We start from the raw sequence: 17328 nt of genomic DNA, 5'->3' as shown, positions 1-17328 counted from the left end.
GGTTCCTCGTGGCGAAAGGGGCGCTCCCGGCCCCTCAGTGGTTGGCAATCATGCGGTCGAGATCCAGGGATACCAGGTCAAGGACCCTGGCCCAGCTGATGTAAGGGGTGTTGGCAGTACCGTTGACCAGCACGGTGAAAACACCGAAGCGGTGGCTGGCGGTACGGAAGTAGCCGGTTACCGCGCGTACCGCCACCGGCTGATTGAGGGTGCCGGTCTTGAGCGTCACGTGGCTCTGGAAGGTCGGCGAGCCGCGCCGGATAAAGCGCATGGGGCCGTTGGTCGGGGCCTGGAGGCCTGCGTTGAACACCGGGAACAGGTCCGCCCGCCCGAACATGTACTCGAGCAGGGCGTTGCCGCCCCGGGCCGAGATCTTGTTGCCGGTGGTCAGGCCGCTGCCGCTTTCCAGGGTCACCTCGCCGTGGCCAGGCACCCGGGCGACGAAGGCCTCCAGCGCCGCACCGGCCTGATCGAGTTCGACCCGGGGCCCCTCCACCAGATCCAGCGCCAGCACATCGGCCATGTAGTTGTTGGAGTAGTTGAGCATGCGCAGCAGGATCTCCTGCAGCGGCTTGCCGTCCACCGCTGCCAGGCGACGGGCGCCGCCGGGGGGCGCCTCGCTGCTGGTGGCCACGCCGCCTTCGACGAGGATGCCGGAGCGCGCCAGCATGGCGTTGAGGGTCGCCGCCGTCTGGGCCGCCGGATCGGCGCTGGCACGGTAGACCTCTCGCGGCAGGGCGTTGGACGAGATCTGGCCGCTGACCGTCAGGGTCTCGCCTTCGGCGCCATTGACCCGGGTCGCCTGCAGGCTGGTGCCGGCGTTGGCGCCCTGGGTGGTGACCCTGTTGTTGACCGCGAACAGCGGCGCCTGGCTGTTGCAGCCGGTGATACGCGCCGGGCCGCCGACGGCGCCAGGCGCCACCTGCACGCACCAGCTACCGTAGTTGACCCCGGCCGACGTCAGCAGCGCGCTGTAGGCGTTGTCGGAGCGCTCGCGGGCGGTGCAGCGATCGATGGTCCGGCAGGTCACCGGACCGAAGCGCCATTGACTGACCACCAGCCGTCCGGTCACCCGGCGCACCCCGGCCTGGTGCAGACGCTGGGCCAGGCGCCACAGGTCCTCGCTGGTCAGGCTGGGATCGCCTCCCCCCACCATCACCAGATCGCCGGCCAGGGTACCGTCGCTTCCCGGGCGCGCGGTGCTGACAAGCTCGGTGGTGAAACGATGCTGCGGGCCCCAGGCATCCAGCGCCGCTGCCGCGGTGTAGACCTTGGTCACCGAGGCCGGGGTGAGCTGGCGCTCCGGGGTCAGGCTGCCGAGGGTCTCGCCGGGCGCATCACCGGTGCCGAGCAGACGTGCCTCGGCACTGATCAGAAAACCCTGCTTGGATAATTCGGCCAGATTGCCGAAGCCGGCGGCCTGCGCCGAGGCGGCGGACAACAGCGTGAGGCACAACGCCACCAGGGCGGAAACGAGGAGAACGGGCCAGGCGAATGGCGAGCGAGGCGACATGAAGACTTCCCTGCGATGAACGGGCGTTGCGCCCATGCGGCGCAACGAGGGCCGAGTCTACCGCCTGGCGTCCAAGGATTCGACTATAGCTTGATGACATGACCACGCACGCTCTCTACGCCACCGGGGCGGCGGCGGATTGGTGACGATTCTCGCAATCCTCGGAGAACCACCCGCCTTCTTCGACCGACATCACCCGACGCACGACCGCGCGTATCGACGAGCAGAAACAGCGCCAGCCAAGCACAGCCTGCAGTGGCTAAGCCAGGAAAATACCAGCATGCTGAGAAGCGACTTGCATTCGTGGAGAAAGGCCATGCGCGGGATCCTGTACGTACTGATCCTTGGCACCATGCTTGGCAACGTCGTACTCGACAGCAGCGCACGTGCCCAGGAGGCGCCGAGCGCCGAGGGCACCCAGACAATCGCGGTCTCCGAGCGCACCGAGGATGCCGATATCGAACGTCGATTGACCGGCATTCTGGCCTCGGCCGGCTGGTATCGTAGTCTCGACGTCGAGGTCAAGGAAGGCATCGTCTACCTGGACGGTGCGACGGCCTCGGGGAACCACCGCGACTGGGCCGGTTCCCTGGCCGCCAAGACCGAGGGCGTTGTCGCCGTCGTCAATCGCATCGAGGTGCAGCCCGAATTCACGCTGTCGCTGACGCCGGTCATCGACGAACTTGGGCGCTTTGGCCGCGAGGCGCTGACCTATGTACCGCTGGCCTTGCTGGCGTTGCTGGTGCTGCCGCTGGCCTGGCTGATTGCACGCCTGGTCTCGGCGCTGGCCAGGCGTCTGTTGCGCAAGCGTGTCGCCTCGCCCTTTCTACGCCAGGTGCTGGCCCGTGCCATCGCCCTTCCTGTGTTGCTGCTCGGCATCTATCTCATCCTGCAGGTCGCCGGGTTGACCGGCCTGGCGTTTTCCGTGGTCGGCGGCGCCGGCATGATCGGCATTGTCGTATCCTTTGCCTTTCGCGACATCGCCGAGAACTTCCTGGCCACGCTGATCATGTCGATACGCCAGCCCTTTCGTCGCGGCGACTGGATCACCGTCGCAGAGCACAGCGGGATCGTGCAAAGCATGAACGCCCGCTCGACGGTGCTGCTGTCTGCCGAGGGCAATCATATTCAGATTCCCAATGCCACGATCTTCAAGACGATCGTCATCAACTACTCCACCTCACCAGGCCTCAGGACCAGCGTCGATATCGGCATCGGCTACGATGACTCTGTCACCCATGCCCAGACGCTGATCCATCAGGTTCTGACCGCGCACGAAGCGATCATCGCGCACCCCGAACCCATGGTACTGGTCGATGCCCTTGGCGCATCCACGGTCAATCTCAAGGCCTACTTCTGGTTTGACGGCCAGACCATCGCCGGCGTCAAGCTGCGCTCGGCAGTACTGCGCCAGATCAAGAACACCTTGACCGAAGCCGGTATCTCGATGCCGGACGAGGCCCGGGAAATCATCTTTCCCCAGGGTGTACCCGTCGTTTCCCCACCGGAAGTCTCCGCCGTCGAGCCGCCTCAGGGAGTCGCGACACCGTCCACGACAGCACCGAGCAACGTCGTCCCGGCCAGTGACAGTGCCGACGTCACCAGTGCCGAAGGCGGCCTCGAGACCGAACGCCGGGCCATCGAGCAGTCCATCGGCACTACGACGCCGCCGGAAGGCCGCACCGACCTGCTGGGCGGCAACGACTCAACCCGGTCACACGACGAACCACCCCATCAGTGAGAGGACACCGAGGAAAACAGCTGAATGACAGCGACACCTCCCACGATCATGGCCAATCCGATCACCGCGGGAAGGTCTGGCTTCTCGCCGTAGACCACGATACCCACCAGGGTCACCAGCACGATGCCAAGCCCCGCCCAGAAGGCGTAGGCGATGCCTACCGGCACGCTGCGCAGCACCAGTGACAACAGATAGAAGGCCGCCAGGTAGCCGACCACCACCACCACGCTTGGCCACAGCCGGGTGAACTCGTTGGAGGCCTTGAGCGCCGAGGTGGCAATGACCTCGGCCACGATGGCGAGCGCCAGGTACAAGTAGCTCATCCGTTTGCCCCGTGGAGTCGACGTTCGACGAGGCGGTCGAACAGGGAATTGAAGACCATGGCATAGACCAGAAAGAACAGCATGAAGCCGGCGTCGAGCCAGAATGCCTCGACCAGGCCGATCTCCATCCACCAGGCCACCGCCGGCAGGGTCATGATCAGAAGCCCGGTCTCGAAGCCCATGGCCTGGGCGAAACGCTGGGACAGGGTGCGCCGACGGGTCGGCAGCCAGCGATCGAACAGCCAGTTCCAGACCAGGTTCCAGAGCATGGCGGCGGTGGCCAGCCCCGCCGCCAGCGCGCCCATCTCACCCAGACCGTGGCCTGTCAGCACGCTGGCCAACGGGGTGACGATCACCAGCCCGCCGAGTTCAAACGACACCATATGGACCAGGCGTTCCTTGAGCGACCGCATTTCATTACCCCCGCCGACGGCATGATGACTATCGATGGATCGCTATTCTAGTGACTTGGACGATGGTTGCCAGGTAGCTACTATCAGGTTTTACGATAGGTGAGACCCACCCCATGCACTGGACCCTGGATCAGCTGCGCCTGTTCATTGCCTGCGCCGAGCGTGGCTCCTTCTCCGCCGCGGCGCGCCACCTTGGCCGCGCCCAGTCGGCAGTGAGCACCGCCATCGCCCATCTCGAGCTCGATCTGGCCTGCGAGTTGTTCGACCGCAGTTCGCGCTCGCCAACCCTGACCCCGGCGGGTCAGGCGCTGCTGCCGGAAGCCAGGGCGGTGCTGGCCCAGTGCGAGCGCCTGAACGCGCGAGCCGCGACCCTGTCCCAGGGCGAAGAGGCCCAGCTGGTGGTGGCGATCCACGAGGCGCTGGTCGAGATGCCGCCGGTGGATGCCACCCTGGAGGCACTGGCGCAACACTACCCGGCGCTGTCGCTGACCCTGCTCTACGGCGCCCAGGGCGACGTCGCCGACTGGGTCGAACAGGGCACCGCCCATCTCGGCATCCTGTTGAGCCAGGCCCACACCGCCGGCCCGCTGGAGGGTCAGCGTATCGCCCACCTGCGCCAGCGCTGGGTGGCGGGTAGCGACCACCCCCTGGCCAGCGTCCACTCGGTGACCCCTAGCGAACTGGCCCATCATCGCCAGCTGATGATCGCCTCGCGCCAGCCAGACCGTCAGGCCGAACAACCGTTGAGCCCCCAGCACTGGCGACTCAACAGCTTCTACTCCATGGCCGAGTTGACCGCCCGCGGGCTTGGCTGGTCGCTGGTACCGGAGCACATCGCGCACTATCCACCCTTCCGGCGCCAACTGGTCGAGCTGACCGGACCGGGACTCGGCGAGCCCCCCACCATCGAGGTGGAGACCGTGGCCCGCCGCGACGCCGCCCGTGGCCCCATCGCCAGCTGGCTCGCCCGGACCCTGGGCGAAAGCTTCCGCGCGCTAGAGCACAATTCGTCCCGGTGAGCCATGTGCCGTGCCCCCCCCTGGTAGAGTGCCGGCCTGGGAGTCGGCGAGTGGCCGCTTACATGCCGGGCATCAGCCCCGGGCGATGATCAAGATTGACGACCAGGTGCCACAGCGGCTGGTGGTGCTCATGGTACTTGCGCTCGAAGTGGGTGAGCGGGTCATCGCCGGGGTCGAAGGGCCCCAGCGGTGTGGTGACGCCGGTGGCCCGGGACACGGCGATGGCGAACTCCTCGATGTACAGACGCCAGTTGGAGCGCACCTCGAGACGTCCGCCCAGGCCGACGATGGCGGGAAATACCGGATGCCCGTGCCAGCGCAGCTTGAGCTGCACCGACTTGGGATAGGGGTTGGGGTACAGCAGGTAGTGGCGCTCAGGTCGCCAGCCTTCGGCCAGCGCCAGCCGCCAGAAGTCGACCAGGTCGGCGCGCACCAGCAGGGCGTTGTCCGGCAGCCGGCCGTGGTCCCGCGACAGTCGATCGGCGCTGCGATCGACGCCGATCACGCAGTGCTCGGGAAACCGCTCGGCCAGCTTGCGGGTCGACAGCCCGACCCCGCAGCAGGCGTCGAGAATAAGCCCTCGCTCACCCTGAGCCCTGCGCCAGGTCTCGGCCTCGGCGAAGGCTTCACGGGTGTGCTCGGCCAGCGGCTTGCGCCAGACATGGGACAGACCGCGACTGACCCGACGCGGCAGGTCCTCGTGGGGGCCGGTCTGGTTCGAGGTGACGATGCGGGGGGCGTCGGACATGGGCGATCTCGGGCAGTGGAAACGGCGAGGCGAAGACCTGGTCTTGCCCTGGCGTGCAGTGTATCAAGTGCCTCACGCGTAAGCAGGGGCTTACACCGCAGGACTCGTCCCGCCTTCACCATTCACGCTGTCGAGCGAGACCAGGCGCGAGCCCCGGCGCCAAGCCTTTCTCCCCCTTGGCTTCACCGAAACGCGCATGACTGAGGCAAGACCAAGTGCTAACATCGCTGGCCTGAATCCCTCTCCCATGGCAATATCGAACGGCGTTTTGCTTGGGGCGCACGCGGCATCGCGCGAGGCACGACTCCTCGCCGCCAGAATGGTGAGGTTCAGGCTCCTCTCGACCGACGCTTGCAGGCGATCGTCACGCTATCGCTGCAAGGCAACACGAGAGTCGAGCCGTCTTTACCTCGTTCACGGACAGCCAGGCTGTCCGGGTCTGTCGCAGCGCCCTTCAATGTCGTTTCTCCGCTCCGAGAGCGAGCCTTTCACCCGCTTCAATACGAGGACTCCGGCTTGTCACACTTACCGGTGATCGTGGGCATGGGCGGCGTCAACCCGGCCGGCCGTACCTCGGGCCACCAGGCCTTCCGTCGCACCGTGCTCGACGCCCTTCCCGAGGCCGAGCAGACCTCCACCCTGCTCGGCCTGGCGGCGATGATGCGCCTGGCGCACTGCGACGCCGACCAGCGCTGGCACAACGCCCAGGGGCAGGTGCTCGATACCGCCCAGCTGGCGCTGGAGACCCGCGACCAGGTGCTCAGTCACACCCTGATTCGTCGCATCGAGGATCCCCGCTTCAATGACGAGGGGCTGCCCGCCAATCGCCGCGCCAACCTGGCGCTGGAATCGCCGTTGACCTTTCGCCTGCGCCGCAGGCAGCTACCGGACAACCTGCCGCCCACCTGGCAGGTGCGTGAGGTCGATCGCCATCATCTGGAAGTCACGGTACCCGCCGGCCAGATGGACGTGATGCTGCCGGAGACCCGCCAGGCCCAGGTCCGTGCCGCAGGCCAGTTGCCCAGCGGCTTCGACCCGAGTCAGCTCTACCGTAGCGTGCACCACCCGCGCGGGCTGTCCATGGCGGTATTCGCCGCCAGCGACTGCCTCGGTGACAGTGGACTCGACTGGGACTCGCTGCGCGACCGCCTGGACCCGGACGCCATCGCCGTCTATGCCGGCAACTCCATCGGTCAGCTCGACGACGAGGGCTGGGGAGGCCTGCTCAAGAGCTTCGTCTCGGGCAAGCGCGCCACCTCCAAGCAGATGCCGCTGGGCTACGGCCAGATGCCCGCTGACTTCCTCAATGCCTATGTGCTGGGTAGCGTCGGTGCCACCGGCGCCGCTCTGGGCGCCTGCGCCAGCTTCCTCTACAACCTGCGCCTGGGCATCGACGACATCAGAAGCGGCCGCCGCCGCATCGTCATGGTCGGCACCGCGGACGCCCCGATCACCCCCGAGATCATCGAGGGCTTTCGCACCATGGGGGCGCTGGCCGACGACGACAGCCTCAAGGCGCTGGACGCCCTGGAGCTTCTGACCGACGCCGACTACCAGCGCGCCAGCCGCCCCTTCGCCCGTAACTGCGGCTTTACCATGGGCGAGTCCAGCCAGTTCGTGATGCTGATGGACGACAGCCTGGCGCTGGAAGTGGGTGCCGATATCCTGGCCGCCGCACCGGAGGTGTTCGTCAACGCCGACGGCTGGAAGCGTTCGATCTCGGCCCCCGGCATCGGCAACTACGTGACCCTGGGCAAGGCCTGCTCGCTGATTCGCGACATGCTCGGCGAGACCAGCCTGCGAGAACGCAGCTATATCCACGCCCACGGTACCTCGACGCCGAAGAACCGCACCACCGAGTCCCATGTGTTCGACGCCGTGGCCAAGGCCCACGGCATCACCGACTGGCCGGTGGTGGCGATCAAGGCCTACCTTGGCCACTCCCAGGGCAGCGCCGCCGGCGACCAGCTCACCAACGCCCTGGGCAGCTTCGCCTACGGTCTGCTGCCGGGCATCTGTACCCTCGACCGGGTCGCCGACGACGTCCACGCCGAGCGCCTGCGACTGTTCAAGGACACCCAGACGTTCAAGGCCGACGCCAGCCTGATCAACGCCAAGGGCTTTGGCGGCAACAACGCCACCGGGGTGCTGATCTCCCCCGAGGCCACCGAACGGCTGCTGGCCAAGCGCCACGGCGCCGATGCCATGGCCGCCTGGCGCGAGCGTCGCGAGGCGACCCGGGCCCAGGCCGCCGTCTACCACCAACAGGCCGATGCGGGACACTTCGCCGTGCGCTATCGTTTCGGTGAAGGCGTGCTGGAAGGCCCTGAGCTTGAGGTCGGTGCCGACAGCATCCACATCCCCGGCTACCAGCAGCCGGTGTCGCTGAGCGTGGACAATCCCTTCGGCCGGCTCGACGAAGCCGGCGACGAGCTGGACACGCCGTTCGCTGACGAGAGACAGGAGAAGAGGTGATGACCACCGCCATCTATCCTGGCACCTTCGATCCCATCACCAATGGCCACTATGACCTGATCGAGCGCGCCTCGCGGCTGTTCGGCAAGGTGGTGGTGGCCATCGCCTCGAGCCCTGGCAAGGGCCCGACGCTGGACCTGGACACCCGTCTGGCGCTGACCCGAGAGGTGGTTGCCTCCCTTGGCAACGTCGAGGTGGTGGGCTTTTCCGGCCTGATGACGGAGTTCATGAAAGAGCAGAACGCCCGGGTGCTGCTGAGAGGCCTGCGCGCCGTCTCCGACTTCGAGTACGAGCTGCAATTGGCCAACATGAACCGCGCCCAGATGCCGGACCTGGAGACCGTGTTCCTGACCCCGGAGGTGGAGAACTCCTACATTTCCTCCACCCTGGTGCGGGAGATCTCTCGGCTGGGCGGCGACATCTCGAAGCATGTGCACCCCAAGGTCGCACAAACCCTGCGTAGCCATTACAATACTTGACCATCACACTGGGAATTGACCTCGGCGCGCTGCGACCAGGCCGTGGTCTTCCCGTTGATCCCGAACTCCAGGGTGGCTATCGGCCATGCCGAGCCCCCGTGCAGCCTGCCCGGCCCCCTCGCGACGGCGAGATTCCGGCGGCACGCTGCCTTGGCCCTGTGGCCACGACTCTGCGCGAGGACCCCCAATGTCACTGATGATCACCGACGAGTGCATCAACTGCGACGTCTGCGAACCGGAATGCCCCAATGGCGCCATTTCTCCCGGCGAGGAGATCTACGTCATCGACCCCAACCTGTGCACCGAATGCGTGGGCCACTATGACGAGCCCCAGTGCCAGCAGGTGTGTCCGGTGGACTGCATTCCGCTGGACCCGGAGCGGGTCGAGAGCCACGATCAGCTGATGGAGAAGTACCACATCATCACCGCTGCCTGAGTCCGGCAACGGGCCAAGCCTGCAGGACGACGCAAGCCACGACCCGAAAATCTCAACGAGCCGCCCAAGGGCGGCTCGTGTCGTTTCAAGGCCAGGGGCGGCACGCCGGCTAGAGCTTGATCACCGCCCGCCCACTCAAGGCGTCGGGCAGATCGGGGACGCTGATGCCCGCCACGCTCAAGGTCTTTATCGAAAGCGAGCGCTCAAGACACACCGTGAGGGTGTCGTCCTCGATCGCCACCCTGGCACCTTCGATGCAGCCAGGGGTATCGTCGGCAAGCCAGCCCATGGCCTCGATGCTGTCCAGCACTCGCTGGGAGGCCTCGGCCAGCATATCCTCGTCGGCGAGCCAGGGGGCGCTCGCCACCACCGCGGCAGACCTGGCCGCCTCGCTGGTCACCTGGGTCAACTGGTGCTGCTGCACCATGGCCACCGAATAGCTGACCAGGGCGTACAGCAACAGCAGGAAGATCGGCAGCACGATGGCAAACTCGATGGCCACTGCTCCGCCCTGGCGGCACGCTCGCGTGCCCTTGCCTCTATGCATGGTCTAGGTTCCTCCTCGACAGCCGGCCTGGGTTGCCTCGCAGGCAGTCAACGACTCGACGCCTCCGGCGTCCACCGCCAGCACCCGCACCTCCAGGGTGTTGATACCGATGCCCAACCCCTCGAGCAGCGGCTCGAGCAGTATCGTATTGACGTCCGTGAGGGTCCCGGACAACAGCGCCGAGAGCCCCAGGTCTGATAGCAGGCCGCTGAGCACGCCGGTCAGTTGAGCCCCCCCCTGGTCATCGAACTCCGCCCCCTTCTGCGCTGGCCAGCGGATGAGCTGCGTGGCATCACCAGTCCCGCCGGAGCGCACGGTCTGCGAAACCGAGCCGATGCCGAGCAATCCAGTACCCTCCACCGACTGGGTGACCTCGAGCAATTCGCGCCTGGCGGCGAGCGTCAGCGCGAGGTTATCGTCCGCTGGGGCCAGTGAACCGATCGCCGCCTTGCCACTGGCCCCGGTCACTCGCGTGCTCGCCTTCACACCGATCAGCCCAAGAACATTCAGCTCGACATCCAGCGCCACCCCGAGCTGGGCATTGCGTGCCACGCTGCGATAGCAACTGGAAGGTGCACAATCGCTCGCGAGGCTTGCCACTGCGGGCCCCGGAGGGCCCACGGCGATGCTCGGCGGCGAGATGACGTCGAGTTCAAGCGAGATATCGGCAAGGCCTAGCCCCAGGCCGACAACAAGCGGGGAGAGATCGTCCAAGCCGAGGCTGACGCCATCCTGCTGCTTGCTGGTCGTCAGCAGCAGCGCCCCCTCGAGCAGATCCCGTACCGGAACGCGTGCCTCGAGCAAGGATGTCATCGACACTTCGCCACTGGTATCGATCGCCAGCAACTCGCCCAGGGTGAAGCTCTCTCCTGGCGCGTCGCCAAGCACCGGGTTGCCACCCGCCAGATCCAACACCGATGCCAGTCGACTGCCCAGCGTGTGCAGATCCAGAGGTTCGTTCAAGGTCTGGGCCAAGTTCTGAGCCAGGCCCTCATCGAGGTCGACGTCCAGCGCTTCCACGTCCAGCACCTCGCCCAGGCTGACGTCCAGGCCCACGCCGTCATCTGCACCCAGCACGGTGAGATCGAGACTCCCCCCGATCAGCTTTCCGAGCAGCGCATCGAGCAGCGTCGACTCGCTGGTATCGAGCGCAAGCAGGCGGGTGCCGGCGCTCAGGGTCACCACCGCGGTTCGCCGCGCCACACCGCTGGCCTGGAGCATGACCAGATCTTCCACCTCGTTCCCGAGCAGCTCTCCCAGGTTGGCCAGCAGGCTGCTGGGCACCTGGCGGTTCAGGACCACGCTGACGGCGTTGGCCAGTCCCGCCTCGTCATCAAAAGCACCTTCATCGTCCAGCGCCCCCTGGGTCACCGCCAGAGTGGCCTCGCCCTGTTCGACATCGGCGCCCACGACGACTCCGTTGGCCGCGGCGGCGGCGATGGCGGCCTGGCGCAGCTCTCCCGAGCGGCACGCCTCGCCCTGAAACAGCGCGTCGCAGCTTGCCGCCGTCGAGACCGCCGCCAGGTCGGCAGCCTGCTGAAGTCGGCGCTGCTCGAGATACAGGCGACCGGCGTCCAGTGCCAGCGTCACCACCACCACCAACCCCACCAGCAAGAAGGCGGTCATCACGCCGATGGCGCCACGCTGGGAGGCTGGGCCACACCTGCGCTCCTTCGCTCGCCCAATCGCCTGAGCACTATCGCCCACCGGCCAGCCGGTTCTGGCCTTTCTGGTTACGTGATTCGGCCAGGGCTCAACCCGCGGCGATGGCGCCATGGCACGTCTAGTCCTCGCCAAAGCCCGTCTCGATATAGCGCTCAGGAATCGGGTGGCCGAAGCTGTCCACATAGCGCTGGTAGATCTGACCTTGCACCTTGCCCGAAAGCGCCTGGGGCGAGGGTGACGCCAGGCGCCCGTCACGCTGGACGGCCAGCAGCGTGCGGGTACGCTCGCCGAAGGGATCCCGGGTGGCCGGCAGGCGCACGACCTGCGACGAGGCAACGGCCTGGGAGCTGGTCTGCGCGGTTCCTGTCTGCGCGGTTCCTGTCTGCTGCGCGCTGGCGCTGTCGGGCCAGAACACCAGCGCCAGGCTGACCAGCAGGCAGATAAGGGCGACGGTGACCAGCGTTCGCGGCTCGAGCAAGGTCTTTTTCGACAACAGGTTCGACAGCATGGACAGGCGCTCCTTGCACGGATGGATGGATCGACGAGGCTTCATGACTCTTCACTCTCGGCCTGCGCCCCCGGACGTGATACCGACCGCGATGCCGAGCCCGATGCAGAGAGCACCGTGGCTGCAGCGCTATCGCGCACGCCCACCAGCCTTGAATCCACACCGAAGTGCCGGGCGGCGTCGGCGGCACGCTGCCGCTGTCCGCTGCGGCTCAGCGCCAGCACCAGATTGGCGGCGGCCTGCTCGTGCCCCGGGTCCAGCTCGAGCGCGGTGCGGAACTCCTCGGCGGCGGCCCGATTGTCCCCCGCCAGCATCAGCAGGTAGCCCAGGTCGTTGCGAATGCGTGGATCGATCGGCCGTGTCTGGCGGGCTTCGCGCATCAGCGCCAGCGCCTGCTCACGCCGTCCCTCGCTGAAGGCATTGCGGGCCAACCCGCGATAGCCGTCAGCAGCCAGGCAGGTGCCCAGCAGGGCCTCGTAGGCCCGGTCGCTGGCGACAGTGTCGCCGACGGCGCGTAGCGCCTCGCCCTCAAGCCGCCAGGCCAGCGGTAGACCATAGTCGCCGGCCTCTAGATGGGCCGCGGCCGAGCGCGGCTTGTCGTCGTCCAGCATGCGCTGGATCAGCGACAGCTCGACGCCGATCTCGGCGTCGTAGCGTCGGCCGCAGGGGCCGACGCTCTGCTCCGGGGCGGCCCGCGAGATGTCCGGCGACAGCGCGCCCAGCGCCGCCATCGACGTCGGGCCATCCGGTGTACTCGAGCATCCGGTCATCAGCACCACACCGGTGGCCAGCCACAGGCGACGCATCTTCGGTGATGGCGAGCGCTTGTTCAGCGTTGTTGTCATGCGCATGGGCGCCTCCAGCGATCCGTTGTCATGGTCCACCGAGCGACCCCATCAGGCCGCCCAGGTTGACCAGCGCAGGCCCTGCCATGACGATCAGCAGGGCGGGAAACAGGCACAGCATCATGACCAGCGACATGGTGCCGGAGAGCTGGCTGACCTTCTGTTGCAGCCGGGTACGTCGCTGCGCCCCGAGGCGATCGACCAGGGTCGCCAGACTGTCCCTGGCTCGCCCGCCGGTACGGGCGATCTGGGCGAACAGCAGAAAGAACTGCTCGACCCCTTCGCTGGCCTGCACCGCGGCCGCCTCTTCCAGCACCCGTTCCCGGTCCTGGCCGCTGTCGATACGATTGGCCACGACACGAAGCTCCAGCACCATGTCCGGGGTGGTCGCACCAAGCTGCTGGATCAGCCGGTTGAGCAGACTCTCCAGGGTCATGCCGGTGTCCCACAGCATCCGCGTCACCTGCAGCACCAGCTCGATATCCTCATCGAGTCGCCGAATACGTCGCCGCCGCTTGCGCTCCATGGCGAGCCAGCCGAGCCCGAGCGCGAAGCCTCCCCAGGCGGCTCCCATGGCGACCACCGCCAACGGTGGCCTGCCACCGGCCAGCGCCAGAAGCCCCCCCAGCATCACCGCACCGACAGCGAGCACGCCCCAGGCCAGCAACACCGCAAGCTGCGCCTTGGCACCGACATGCCCACACTGGCGCAGGCGCAGCGACAGTCGCGCCGCCATGCCCTGCTGACGGGACCGACTACGCCACAGCCCGCGCCCCTCGCGCAGCAGCCGGGATTCGTCGTGGCGTCGCTCGCCCTCGGCGCCCAGCGGCCGGCGGGCGCTGATCAACAGCAGTGACGCCGCCAGCGCCAACGCCATCACCGCCCCGCTCCACCATAGGTTCCACATCCGCGCCTCCTGTTCGTTATCGTCATGTCGCGACGCGCCCGGGTTTACACCGACTTGAGCATTCGCCACAGCAGCCAGCCGCCGCCGAGCTGCAGCGCCACCGCCAGCATCAACGCCTGGCGTCCGCCGGCGCTTTCGAGCATCGGTGCCAGAAATTCCGGCTGGGTGAAGTGGATAAACAGCGTCAACGCCAGCGGCGACAGTCCCAGCACCCAGGCGCTGACGCGGGTCTCGCCGGTCATGGCGGCGAGTTCTCGGCTGCTTTGCTCGCGTTGATGCAGGGCCGAGGCGAAGGCGTCGAGCATCTCGGAAAGGCTGCCGCCGTGACGCTGATTGATGCGTATCGCGGTGGCCAGCAGCCGCAGTTCGTCGAGCCTGAGTATCTCGCCCTCCCGAGCCAGGCCCTCGTCCAGCTCCTGGCCCAGCTGGCGACGCAGCTTTACTCGGGAAAGGGCATCCGACAACGGCGGTCGAGAGCGCTTGATGGCCTGTTCGAAGGCGGTTTCCAGGCCCTGACCGGCGCTGAGCCCTCGCGTGATCTGCCCAAGAAAGGGCCCAAGCTGGCGCCTCGCCCGGCGTCGCAGCCTCGCCGCCCTGAAGCGAATCAGGGCGTTGGCTGCCAGCACCATGACCAGCACCATGGCGGGGCCCCACACCGCCCCCAGCCGCGACAGCAGCAGCATCGCCAGCACCAGCAGGCTGCCTCCCGACAGCGCCACGACGGCCGGCGAGGCCGGCAGCCCCGCCGCGGTGAGTCGCTCCACCAGCCACTCCATCAACGAATCCTGGGACATCAGCCGCCGCCGGGCGGTACGTGTGCCACCTGCGGCGCGTTCTGTAAGCGCACTGGCGCTCTTCAGCAGCAGCCAGGCGGCGCCCCCCAGGCATAGGGCTACCAGCGAAAACATCCCCCAGACCGTCATGGCGAAGGCTCCTGCAGGGAGCTCAGCAGCCGGCGCCAGCCGATCGGTGAGTCATCGTCGCCCGGTGGCTGCAGCGAGGGCACCGCGCCACCGCCGGCTCGGTACAAGGGCTCCAGCTGGACTTCGCCGCGCTGGAGACCACCGACTCGCAGTACCTCGGCCACCCGACGCTTGCCGTCGCTGCCCCGCTCCACATGGACGATCAGATCGAGGGCGGTGGTGATGATCTGGCGTACCAGGGCGTCGGTGCCCTGAAAGCGTGACATCCGTACCATCATTTCCAGGCGCACCACGGCGTCGCCGGCGGAGTTGGCGTGCACCGTGCTCATGGACCCCTGGTGGCCGGTATTCATGGCCTGCAGCATGTCGAGCACCTCGTCGCCCCGGCTCTCCCCCAGCAGCACCCGGTCAGGACGCATGCGCAGGGCGTTCTTGACCAAGGCGCTGGCGCCGACTTCGCCTTCGCCTTCGATGTTTGGCGCCCGGGTCTCGAGGCGTACCACGTGATGGCTGGCGAGCTGCAGCTCGGCGCTGTCCTCGATGGTCACCACCCGCTGGCTGGCCGGTATCGCCCCACTCAAGACGTTGAGCAGGGTGGTCTTGCCGGCACCGGTGCCGCCGCTGATCAGCACATTGCAGCGCTCTTCCACCGCCCGGCGCAGAAAGGTCATGAGGTTGGGCGGCACACTGCCCATGGCCACCAGGTCATCGGCACCCAGCGCCTCGCGGCGAAACTTGCGAATCGACACGCTGGGGCCATTGAGCGACAGCGGCGCGATGATGGCGTTGACCCGGGAGCCGTCGGCCAGTCGCGCGTCGACCATGGGGCTCGACTCGTCCAGCCGTTTACCCAGGGGGGCCAGCATGCGTCGCACCACCCTCAGCACATGGTCGTCGTCGAGGAAGTTGACCGCGCAGGGTTCGAGCCGACCACCGCGCTCGATAAACACCTGGGAATGGCCGTTGATCAGGATGTCCGAGATACCGTCATCGGCGAGCAGCGGCTCCAGCGGCCCAAAGCCGTTGAGCTCGCGGCAGACACCTTCGACCAGCCGCTCGAGACACTCGTCGGAACGCGCGTAGCCCCTGAGTCTGAGGGTCTCCTCGATCAGCTCCCGCACCCGCTGGCGTAGCTGCAGCGGATCATCCAGCAGTCCCCGCGAATCATCCTCGAGGCGCTCGATGACCAGCTGGTGCAACTCGCTGACCAGCCCAGGCCCCACCACCGGGGCGGACTGGGGCTCAGTTTCCTGGACTCGCTTTTGACGAAAGTGCATGCATCCTCCTGATCGCCGAACACCAGCCGTCGAACGCCAACCTTCAGGGACTGAAGCCGACCTCGGAGACACGCTGGATCTCCTGGGCATCACGGGGATCGAACATCAGCTCGAGAAAATTGGGGTCATAGTCCTCGAAAGCCTCCCCAGGCATCGGCCCCAGATCGACGCCGGCAGCCAGTGGCCGCACCAGATGGGGGGTCACGATCATCACCAGCTCCTTCTCGTCGCGATCCAGTCGGGTGGAGCGAAAGAAGCTGCCGATCACCGGGATATCGCCAAGCCCCGGAATCTTGTCCACGCTCTGGATGATGTTGCGACTGACCAGGCCACTGATGATGAAGCTCTCGCCGTTGCCGAGCTGCACGGTGGTGTCGGTCCTGCGCACGTTGAGTGCCGGCACCGCCACTCCTGCGGTCTGCACGCCCCGGGAGAAGTCGAGCTCGGACACCTCGGGCGCCACCTTGAGCATGATCCGACGCTCATCGAGCACCGTCGGCGTCAGCTGCAGGCGGATACCGAACTCCTTGAAGTCGACGCTGATCTCGTCATCGCCGCTTTGCACCGGGAAGGGAAACTCACCACCGGCCAGGAAGCTGGCGGTCTGGCCCGACAGGCTGACCAGGCTGGGTTCGGCCAGGGTGTAGGCGAAGCCGTTGGCGCTCAGCGCACTGATCGCCGACAGCACCCCGCTGGTGTTGACCTGGATGATCGAGAAGCCACCGTCTCCGGCGTTGGGTGCCACCGCACCGCCAGAAAGGAAGTCGAGGGTCTCGTCGCTGCGCCCCAGCGCGAAGCGGGTGGAGCCGGCCTGATTGCGACCGATGAAGAAGCCGGCCGAAGCCATGCGACTGCGGTTGACCTCGACGACGCGGATATCTGTCTGAACCTGAACAGGGCCTAGCTGCTGGCTGGCATCGATGGGAGGGGTAGCGAAGCGTGACACCGCCTGATCGTGGCGTTCCAGCGACCTCGTAACGCCACGGATCTCGGCGCTGGAAGAATGGGGGGCCAGCGAATACTCGCCTTCGAGCCCCTCGCCGCCGGCGGGACGTACCTGAATGAGCGTCTCGCGGGGCTGGCTCGCCCCCGCCGTCCACACCCTGAGGGTGGTGCTGCCCGGCCCCACCGCGGTGACCAGCAGCGAACGCGGGTCCAGAACCTGGGCCTCGACCACGTCGCCCCGCCCCACCGCCGTGCGGGTGATACGGCCGGGCTGGCCCAGCCACTCCTGATCGCCGACCGCCAGGGTCAGCGGCGGCTGTTGCGCCAGCGCCTGGCCGTTGCTTGCCGTGACACCGGCCAGCATAAGTGCCAGACCGAATACAAGGCCAAGCACCAGGCTGCGCCCAAGGCCGAACATCAGGCTCGGTGCCGAAGGGGCCGCGTTCGCCAGACGGCTAACCGGCGTTCCGGCGCACGTACCCCCGCGCCCCGATCTGCGTGGGACGATCTCATTGTCTCGCGTCATGGTCCTTCCTGTTCCCTGCGCGGGCGCGGTATCTCGCC

At 67.0% G+C, this 17328-nt stretch carries 17 protein-coding genes; 5 read left to right on the top strand and 12 right to left on the bottom strand.

Annotation, left to right across the window (positions count from 1 at the left end; all coding sequences use genetic code 11):
- Positions 1 to 34: 34 nt before the first annotated feature.
- Positions 35 to 1513, bottom strand: a complete 1479-nt coding sequence (dacB, locus tag C6W88_RS00615; protein WP_108131161.1) for a D-alanyl-D-alanine carboxypeptidase/D-alanyl-D-alanine endopeptidase — start codon at positions 1511 to 1513, stop codon at positions 35 to 37.
- Positions 1514 to 1829: 316 nt separating this feature from the next.
- On the opposite strand from dacB, the gene C6W88_RS00610 reads away from it, so the two are divergent.
- Positions 1830 to 3254: a mechanosensitive ion channel family protein gene (locus C6W88_RS00610; protein ID WP_181248580.1), complete on the top strand. Its 1425-nt coding sequence runs from the start codon at positions 1830 to 1832 to the stop codon at positions 3252 to 3254.
- Here the strand turns inward: C6W88_RS00610 and C6W88_RS00605 are convergent.
- Both C6W88_RS00605 and C6W88_RS00600 read right to left on the bottom strand, forming a co-directional pair.
- Positions 3248 to 3577 carry a DMT family transporter gene (locus tag C6W88_RS00605; protein WP_045991415.1) on the bottom strand — a complete coding sequence of 110 codons (330 nt, stop codon included), beginning with the start codon at positions 3575 to 3577 and terminating at the stop codon, positions 3248 to 3250. The two genes, C6W88_RS00610 and C6W88_RS00605, sit on opposite strands and share 7 nt — an antisense overlap.
- Positions 3574 to 3990: a PACE efflux transporter gene (locus C6W88_RS00600; protein ID WP_108131159.1), complete on the bottom strand. Its 417-nt coding sequence runs from the start codon at positions 3988 to 3990 to the stop codon at positions 3574 to 3576. The genes C6W88_RS00605 and C6W88_RS00600 overlap by 4 nt, the downstream gene beginning before the upstream one ends.
- A 113-nt stretch (positions 3991 to 4103) precedes the next feature.
- Here C6W88_RS00600 and C6W88_RS00595 point away from each other — a divergent pair, with 113 nt between their 5' ends.
- Positions 4104 to 5009 carry a LysR family transcriptional regulator gene (locus C6W88_RS00595; RefSeq protein WP_108131158.1) on the top strand — a complete coding sequence of 302 codons (906 nt, stop codon included), beginning with the start codon at positions 4104 to 4106 and terminating at the stop codon, positions 5007 to 5009.
- A 58-nt stretch (positions 5010 to 5067) separates the two neighbouring features.
- Here C6W88_RS00595 and trmB read toward each other — a convergent pair whose 3' ends face one another.
- Positions 5068 to 5757 (bottom strand): tRNA (guanine(46)-N(7))-methyltransferase TrmB, encoded by a 690-nt coding sequence (gene trmB, locus C6W88_RS00590; protein WP_045991412.1) that lies wholly within the window; start codon positions 5755 to 5757, stop codon positions 5068 to 5070.
- A gap of 543 nt (positions 5758 to 6300) precedes the next feature.
- On the opposite strand from trmB, the gene C6W88_RS00585 reads away from it, so the two are divergent.
- The 3 genes from C6W88_RS00585 to C6W88_RS00575 all read left to right on the top strand — a co-directional run bounded on the left by C6W88_RS00585 (position 6301) and on the right by C6W88_RS00575 (position 9147).
- Entirely contained in the window at positions 6301 to 8232 is a 1932-nt protein-coding gene (locus C6W88_RS00585; RefSeq protein ID WP_108131157.1) for a beta-ketoacyl synthase, read from the top strand.
- Positions 8232 to 8711, top strand: a complete 480-nt coding sequence (gene coaD, locus C6W88_RS00580; protein WP_045991410.1) for a pantetheine-phosphate adenylyltransferase — start codon at positions 8232 to 8234, stop codon at positions 8709 to 8711. The genes C6W88_RS00585 and coaD overlap by 1 nt, the downstream gene beginning before the upstream one ends.
- Before the next feature lie 187 nt (positions 8712 to 8898).
- The gene (locus tag C6W88_RS00575) at positions 8899 to 9147 is read left to right on the top strand and encodes a YfhL family 4Fe-4S dicluster ferredoxin (RefSeq protein ID WP_045991409.1); all 249 of its coding nucleotides are present in this window, start codon (positions 8899 to 8901) and stop codon (positions 9145 to 9147) included.
- Between the two features lie 109 nt (positions 9148 to 9256).
- Here C6W88_RS00575 and C6W88_RS00570 read toward each other — a convergent pair whose 3' ends face one another.
- From C6W88_RS00570 to C6W88_RS00535, 8 genes are all read right to left on the bottom strand, one after another.
- Positions 9257 to 9694 (bottom strand): TadE/TadG family type IV pilus assembly protein, encoded by a 438-nt coding sequence (locus tag C6W88_RS00570; protein WP_108131156.1) that lies wholly within the window; start codon positions 9692 to 9694, stop codon positions 9257 to 9259.
- Positions 9695 to 9697: 3 nt separating this feature from the next.
- Positions 9698 to 11323: a pilus assembly protein TadG-related protein gene (locus C6W88_RS00565; protein WP_181248581.1), complete on the bottom strand. Its 1626-nt coding sequence runs from the start codon at positions 11321 to 11323 to the stop codon at positions 9698 to 9700.
- 154 nt (positions 11324 to 11477) lie between these two features.
- Entirely contained in the window at positions 11478 to 11912 is a 435-nt protein-coding gene (locus C6W88_RS00560) for a DUF3613 domain-containing protein (RefSeq protein ID WP_108131154.1), read from the bottom strand.
- Complete coding sequence (locus C6W88_RS00555; RefSeq protein WP_108131153.1) at positions 11909 to 12718, bottom strand: tetratricopeptide repeat protein; 810 nt, start codon at positions 12716 to 12718, stop codon at positions 11909 to 11911. The genes C6W88_RS00560 and C6W88_RS00555 overlap by 4 nt, the downstream gene beginning before the upstream one ends.
- 22 nt (positions 12719 to 12740) lie before the next feature.
- Positions 12741 to 13619: a type II secretion system F family protein gene (locus C6W88_RS00550; RefSeq protein WP_045991405.1), complete on the bottom strand. Its 879-nt coding sequence runs from the start codon at positions 13617 to 13619 to the stop codon at positions 12741 to 12743.
- Positions 13620 to 13663: 44 nt separating this feature from the next.
- Positions 13664 to 14542 carry a type II secretion system F family protein gene (locus C6W88_RS00545; RefSeq protein WP_108131152.1) on the bottom strand — a complete coding sequence of 293 codons (879 nt, stop codon included), beginning with the start codon at positions 14540 to 14542 and terminating at the stop codon, positions 13664 to 13666.
- Positions 14539 to 15819, bottom strand: coding sequence for a TadA family conjugal transfer-associated ATPase (locus tag C6W88_RS00540; protein WP_052704231.1), 1281 nt, complete (start codon positions 15817 to 15819; stop codon positions 14539 to 14541). The genes C6W88_RS00545 and C6W88_RS00540 overlap by 4 nt, the downstream gene beginning before the upstream one ends.
- A gap of 43 nt (positions 15820 to 15862) precedes the next feature.
- Positions 15863 to 17182, bottom strand: a complete 1320-nt coding sequence (locus C6W88_RS00535) for a type II and III secretion system protein family protein (RefSeq protein WP_181248582.1) — start codon at positions 17180 to 17182, stop codon at positions 15863 to 15865.
- Between the last annotated feature and the right edge of the window lie 146 nt (positions 17183 to 17328).

It is taken from the genome of Halomonas litopenaei (assembly GCF_003045775.1).
Taxonomy (GTDB): domain Bacteria; phylum Pseudomonadota; class Gammaproteobacteria; order Pseudomonadales; family Halomonadaceae; genus Halomonas; species Halomonas litopenaei.
The sequence above is the reverse complement of the archived record's forward strand: the minus strand, read 5'-3'. Positions and strand labels throughout refer to the sequence as shown.

Excerpts from the sequence above, each read along its gene's own strand:
- dacB (WP_108131161.1), bottom strand. The coding sequence starts at position 1,513 with ATGTCGCCTCGCTCGCCATTCGCCTGGCCCGTTCTCCTCGTTTCCGCC.
- C6W88_RS00610 (WP_181248580.1), top strand. The coding sequence starts at position 1,830 with ATGCGCGGGATCCTGTACGTACTGATCCTTGGCACCATGCTTGGCAAC.
- C6W88_RS00605 (WP_045991415.1), bottom strand. The coding sequence starts at position 3,577 with ATGAGCTACTTGTACCTGGCGCTCGCCATCGTGGCCGAGGTCATTGCC.
- C6W88_RS00600 (WP_108131159.1), bottom strand. The coding sequence starts at position 3,990 with ATGCGGTCGCTCAAGGAACGCCTGGTCCATATGGTGTCGTTTGAACTC.
- C6W88_RS00595 (WP_108131158.1), top strand. The coding sequence starts at position 4,104 with ATGCACTGGACCCTGGATCAGCTGCGCCTGTTCATTGCCTGCGCCGAG.
- trmB (WP_045991412.1), bottom strand. The coding sequence starts at position 5,757 with ATGTCCGACGCCCCCCGCATCGTCACCTCGAACCAGACCGGCCCCCAC.
- C6W88_RS00585 (WP_108131157.1), top strand. The coding sequence starts at position 6,301 with ATGGGCGGCGTCAACCCGGCCGGCCGTACCTCGGGCCACCAGGCCTTC.
- coaD (WP_045991410.1), top strand. The coding sequence starts at position 8,232 with ATGACCACCGCCATCTATCCTGGCACCTTCGATCCCATCACCAATGGC.
- C6W88_RS00575 (WP_045991409.1), top strand. The coding sequence starts at position 8,899 with ATGTCACTGATGATCACCGACGAGTGCATCAACTGCGACGTCTGCGAA.
- C6W88_RS00570 (WP_108131156.1), bottom strand. The coding sequence starts at position 9,694 with ATGCATAGAGGCAAGGGCACGCGAGCGTGCCGCCAGGGCGGAGCAGTG.
- C6W88_RS00560 (WP_108131154.1), bottom strand. The coding sequence starts at position 11,912 with ATGAAGCCTCGTCGATCCATCCATCCGTGCAAGGAGCGCCTGTCCATG.
- C6W88_RS00555 (WP_108131153.1), bottom strand. The coding sequence starts at position 12,718 with ATGCGCATGACAACAACGCTGAACAAGCGCTCGCCATCACCGAAGATG.
- C6W88_RS00550 (WP_045991405.1), bottom strand. The coding sequence starts at position 13,619 with ATGTGGAACCTATGGTGGAGCGGGGCGGTGATGGCGTTGGCGCTGGCG.
- C6W88_RS00545 (WP_108131152.1), bottom strand. The coding sequence starts at position 14,542 with ATGACGGTCTGGGGGATGTTTTCGCTGGTAGCCCTATGCCTGGGGGGC.
- C6W88_RS00540 (WP_052704231.1), bottom strand. The coding sequence starts at position 15,819 with ATGCACTTTCGTCAAAAGCGAGTCCAGGAAACTGAGCCCCAGTCCGCC.
- C6W88_RS00535 (WP_181248582.1), bottom strand. The coding sequence starts at position 17,182 with ATGTTCGGCCTTGGGCGCAGCCTGGTGCTTGGCCTTGTATTCGGTCTG.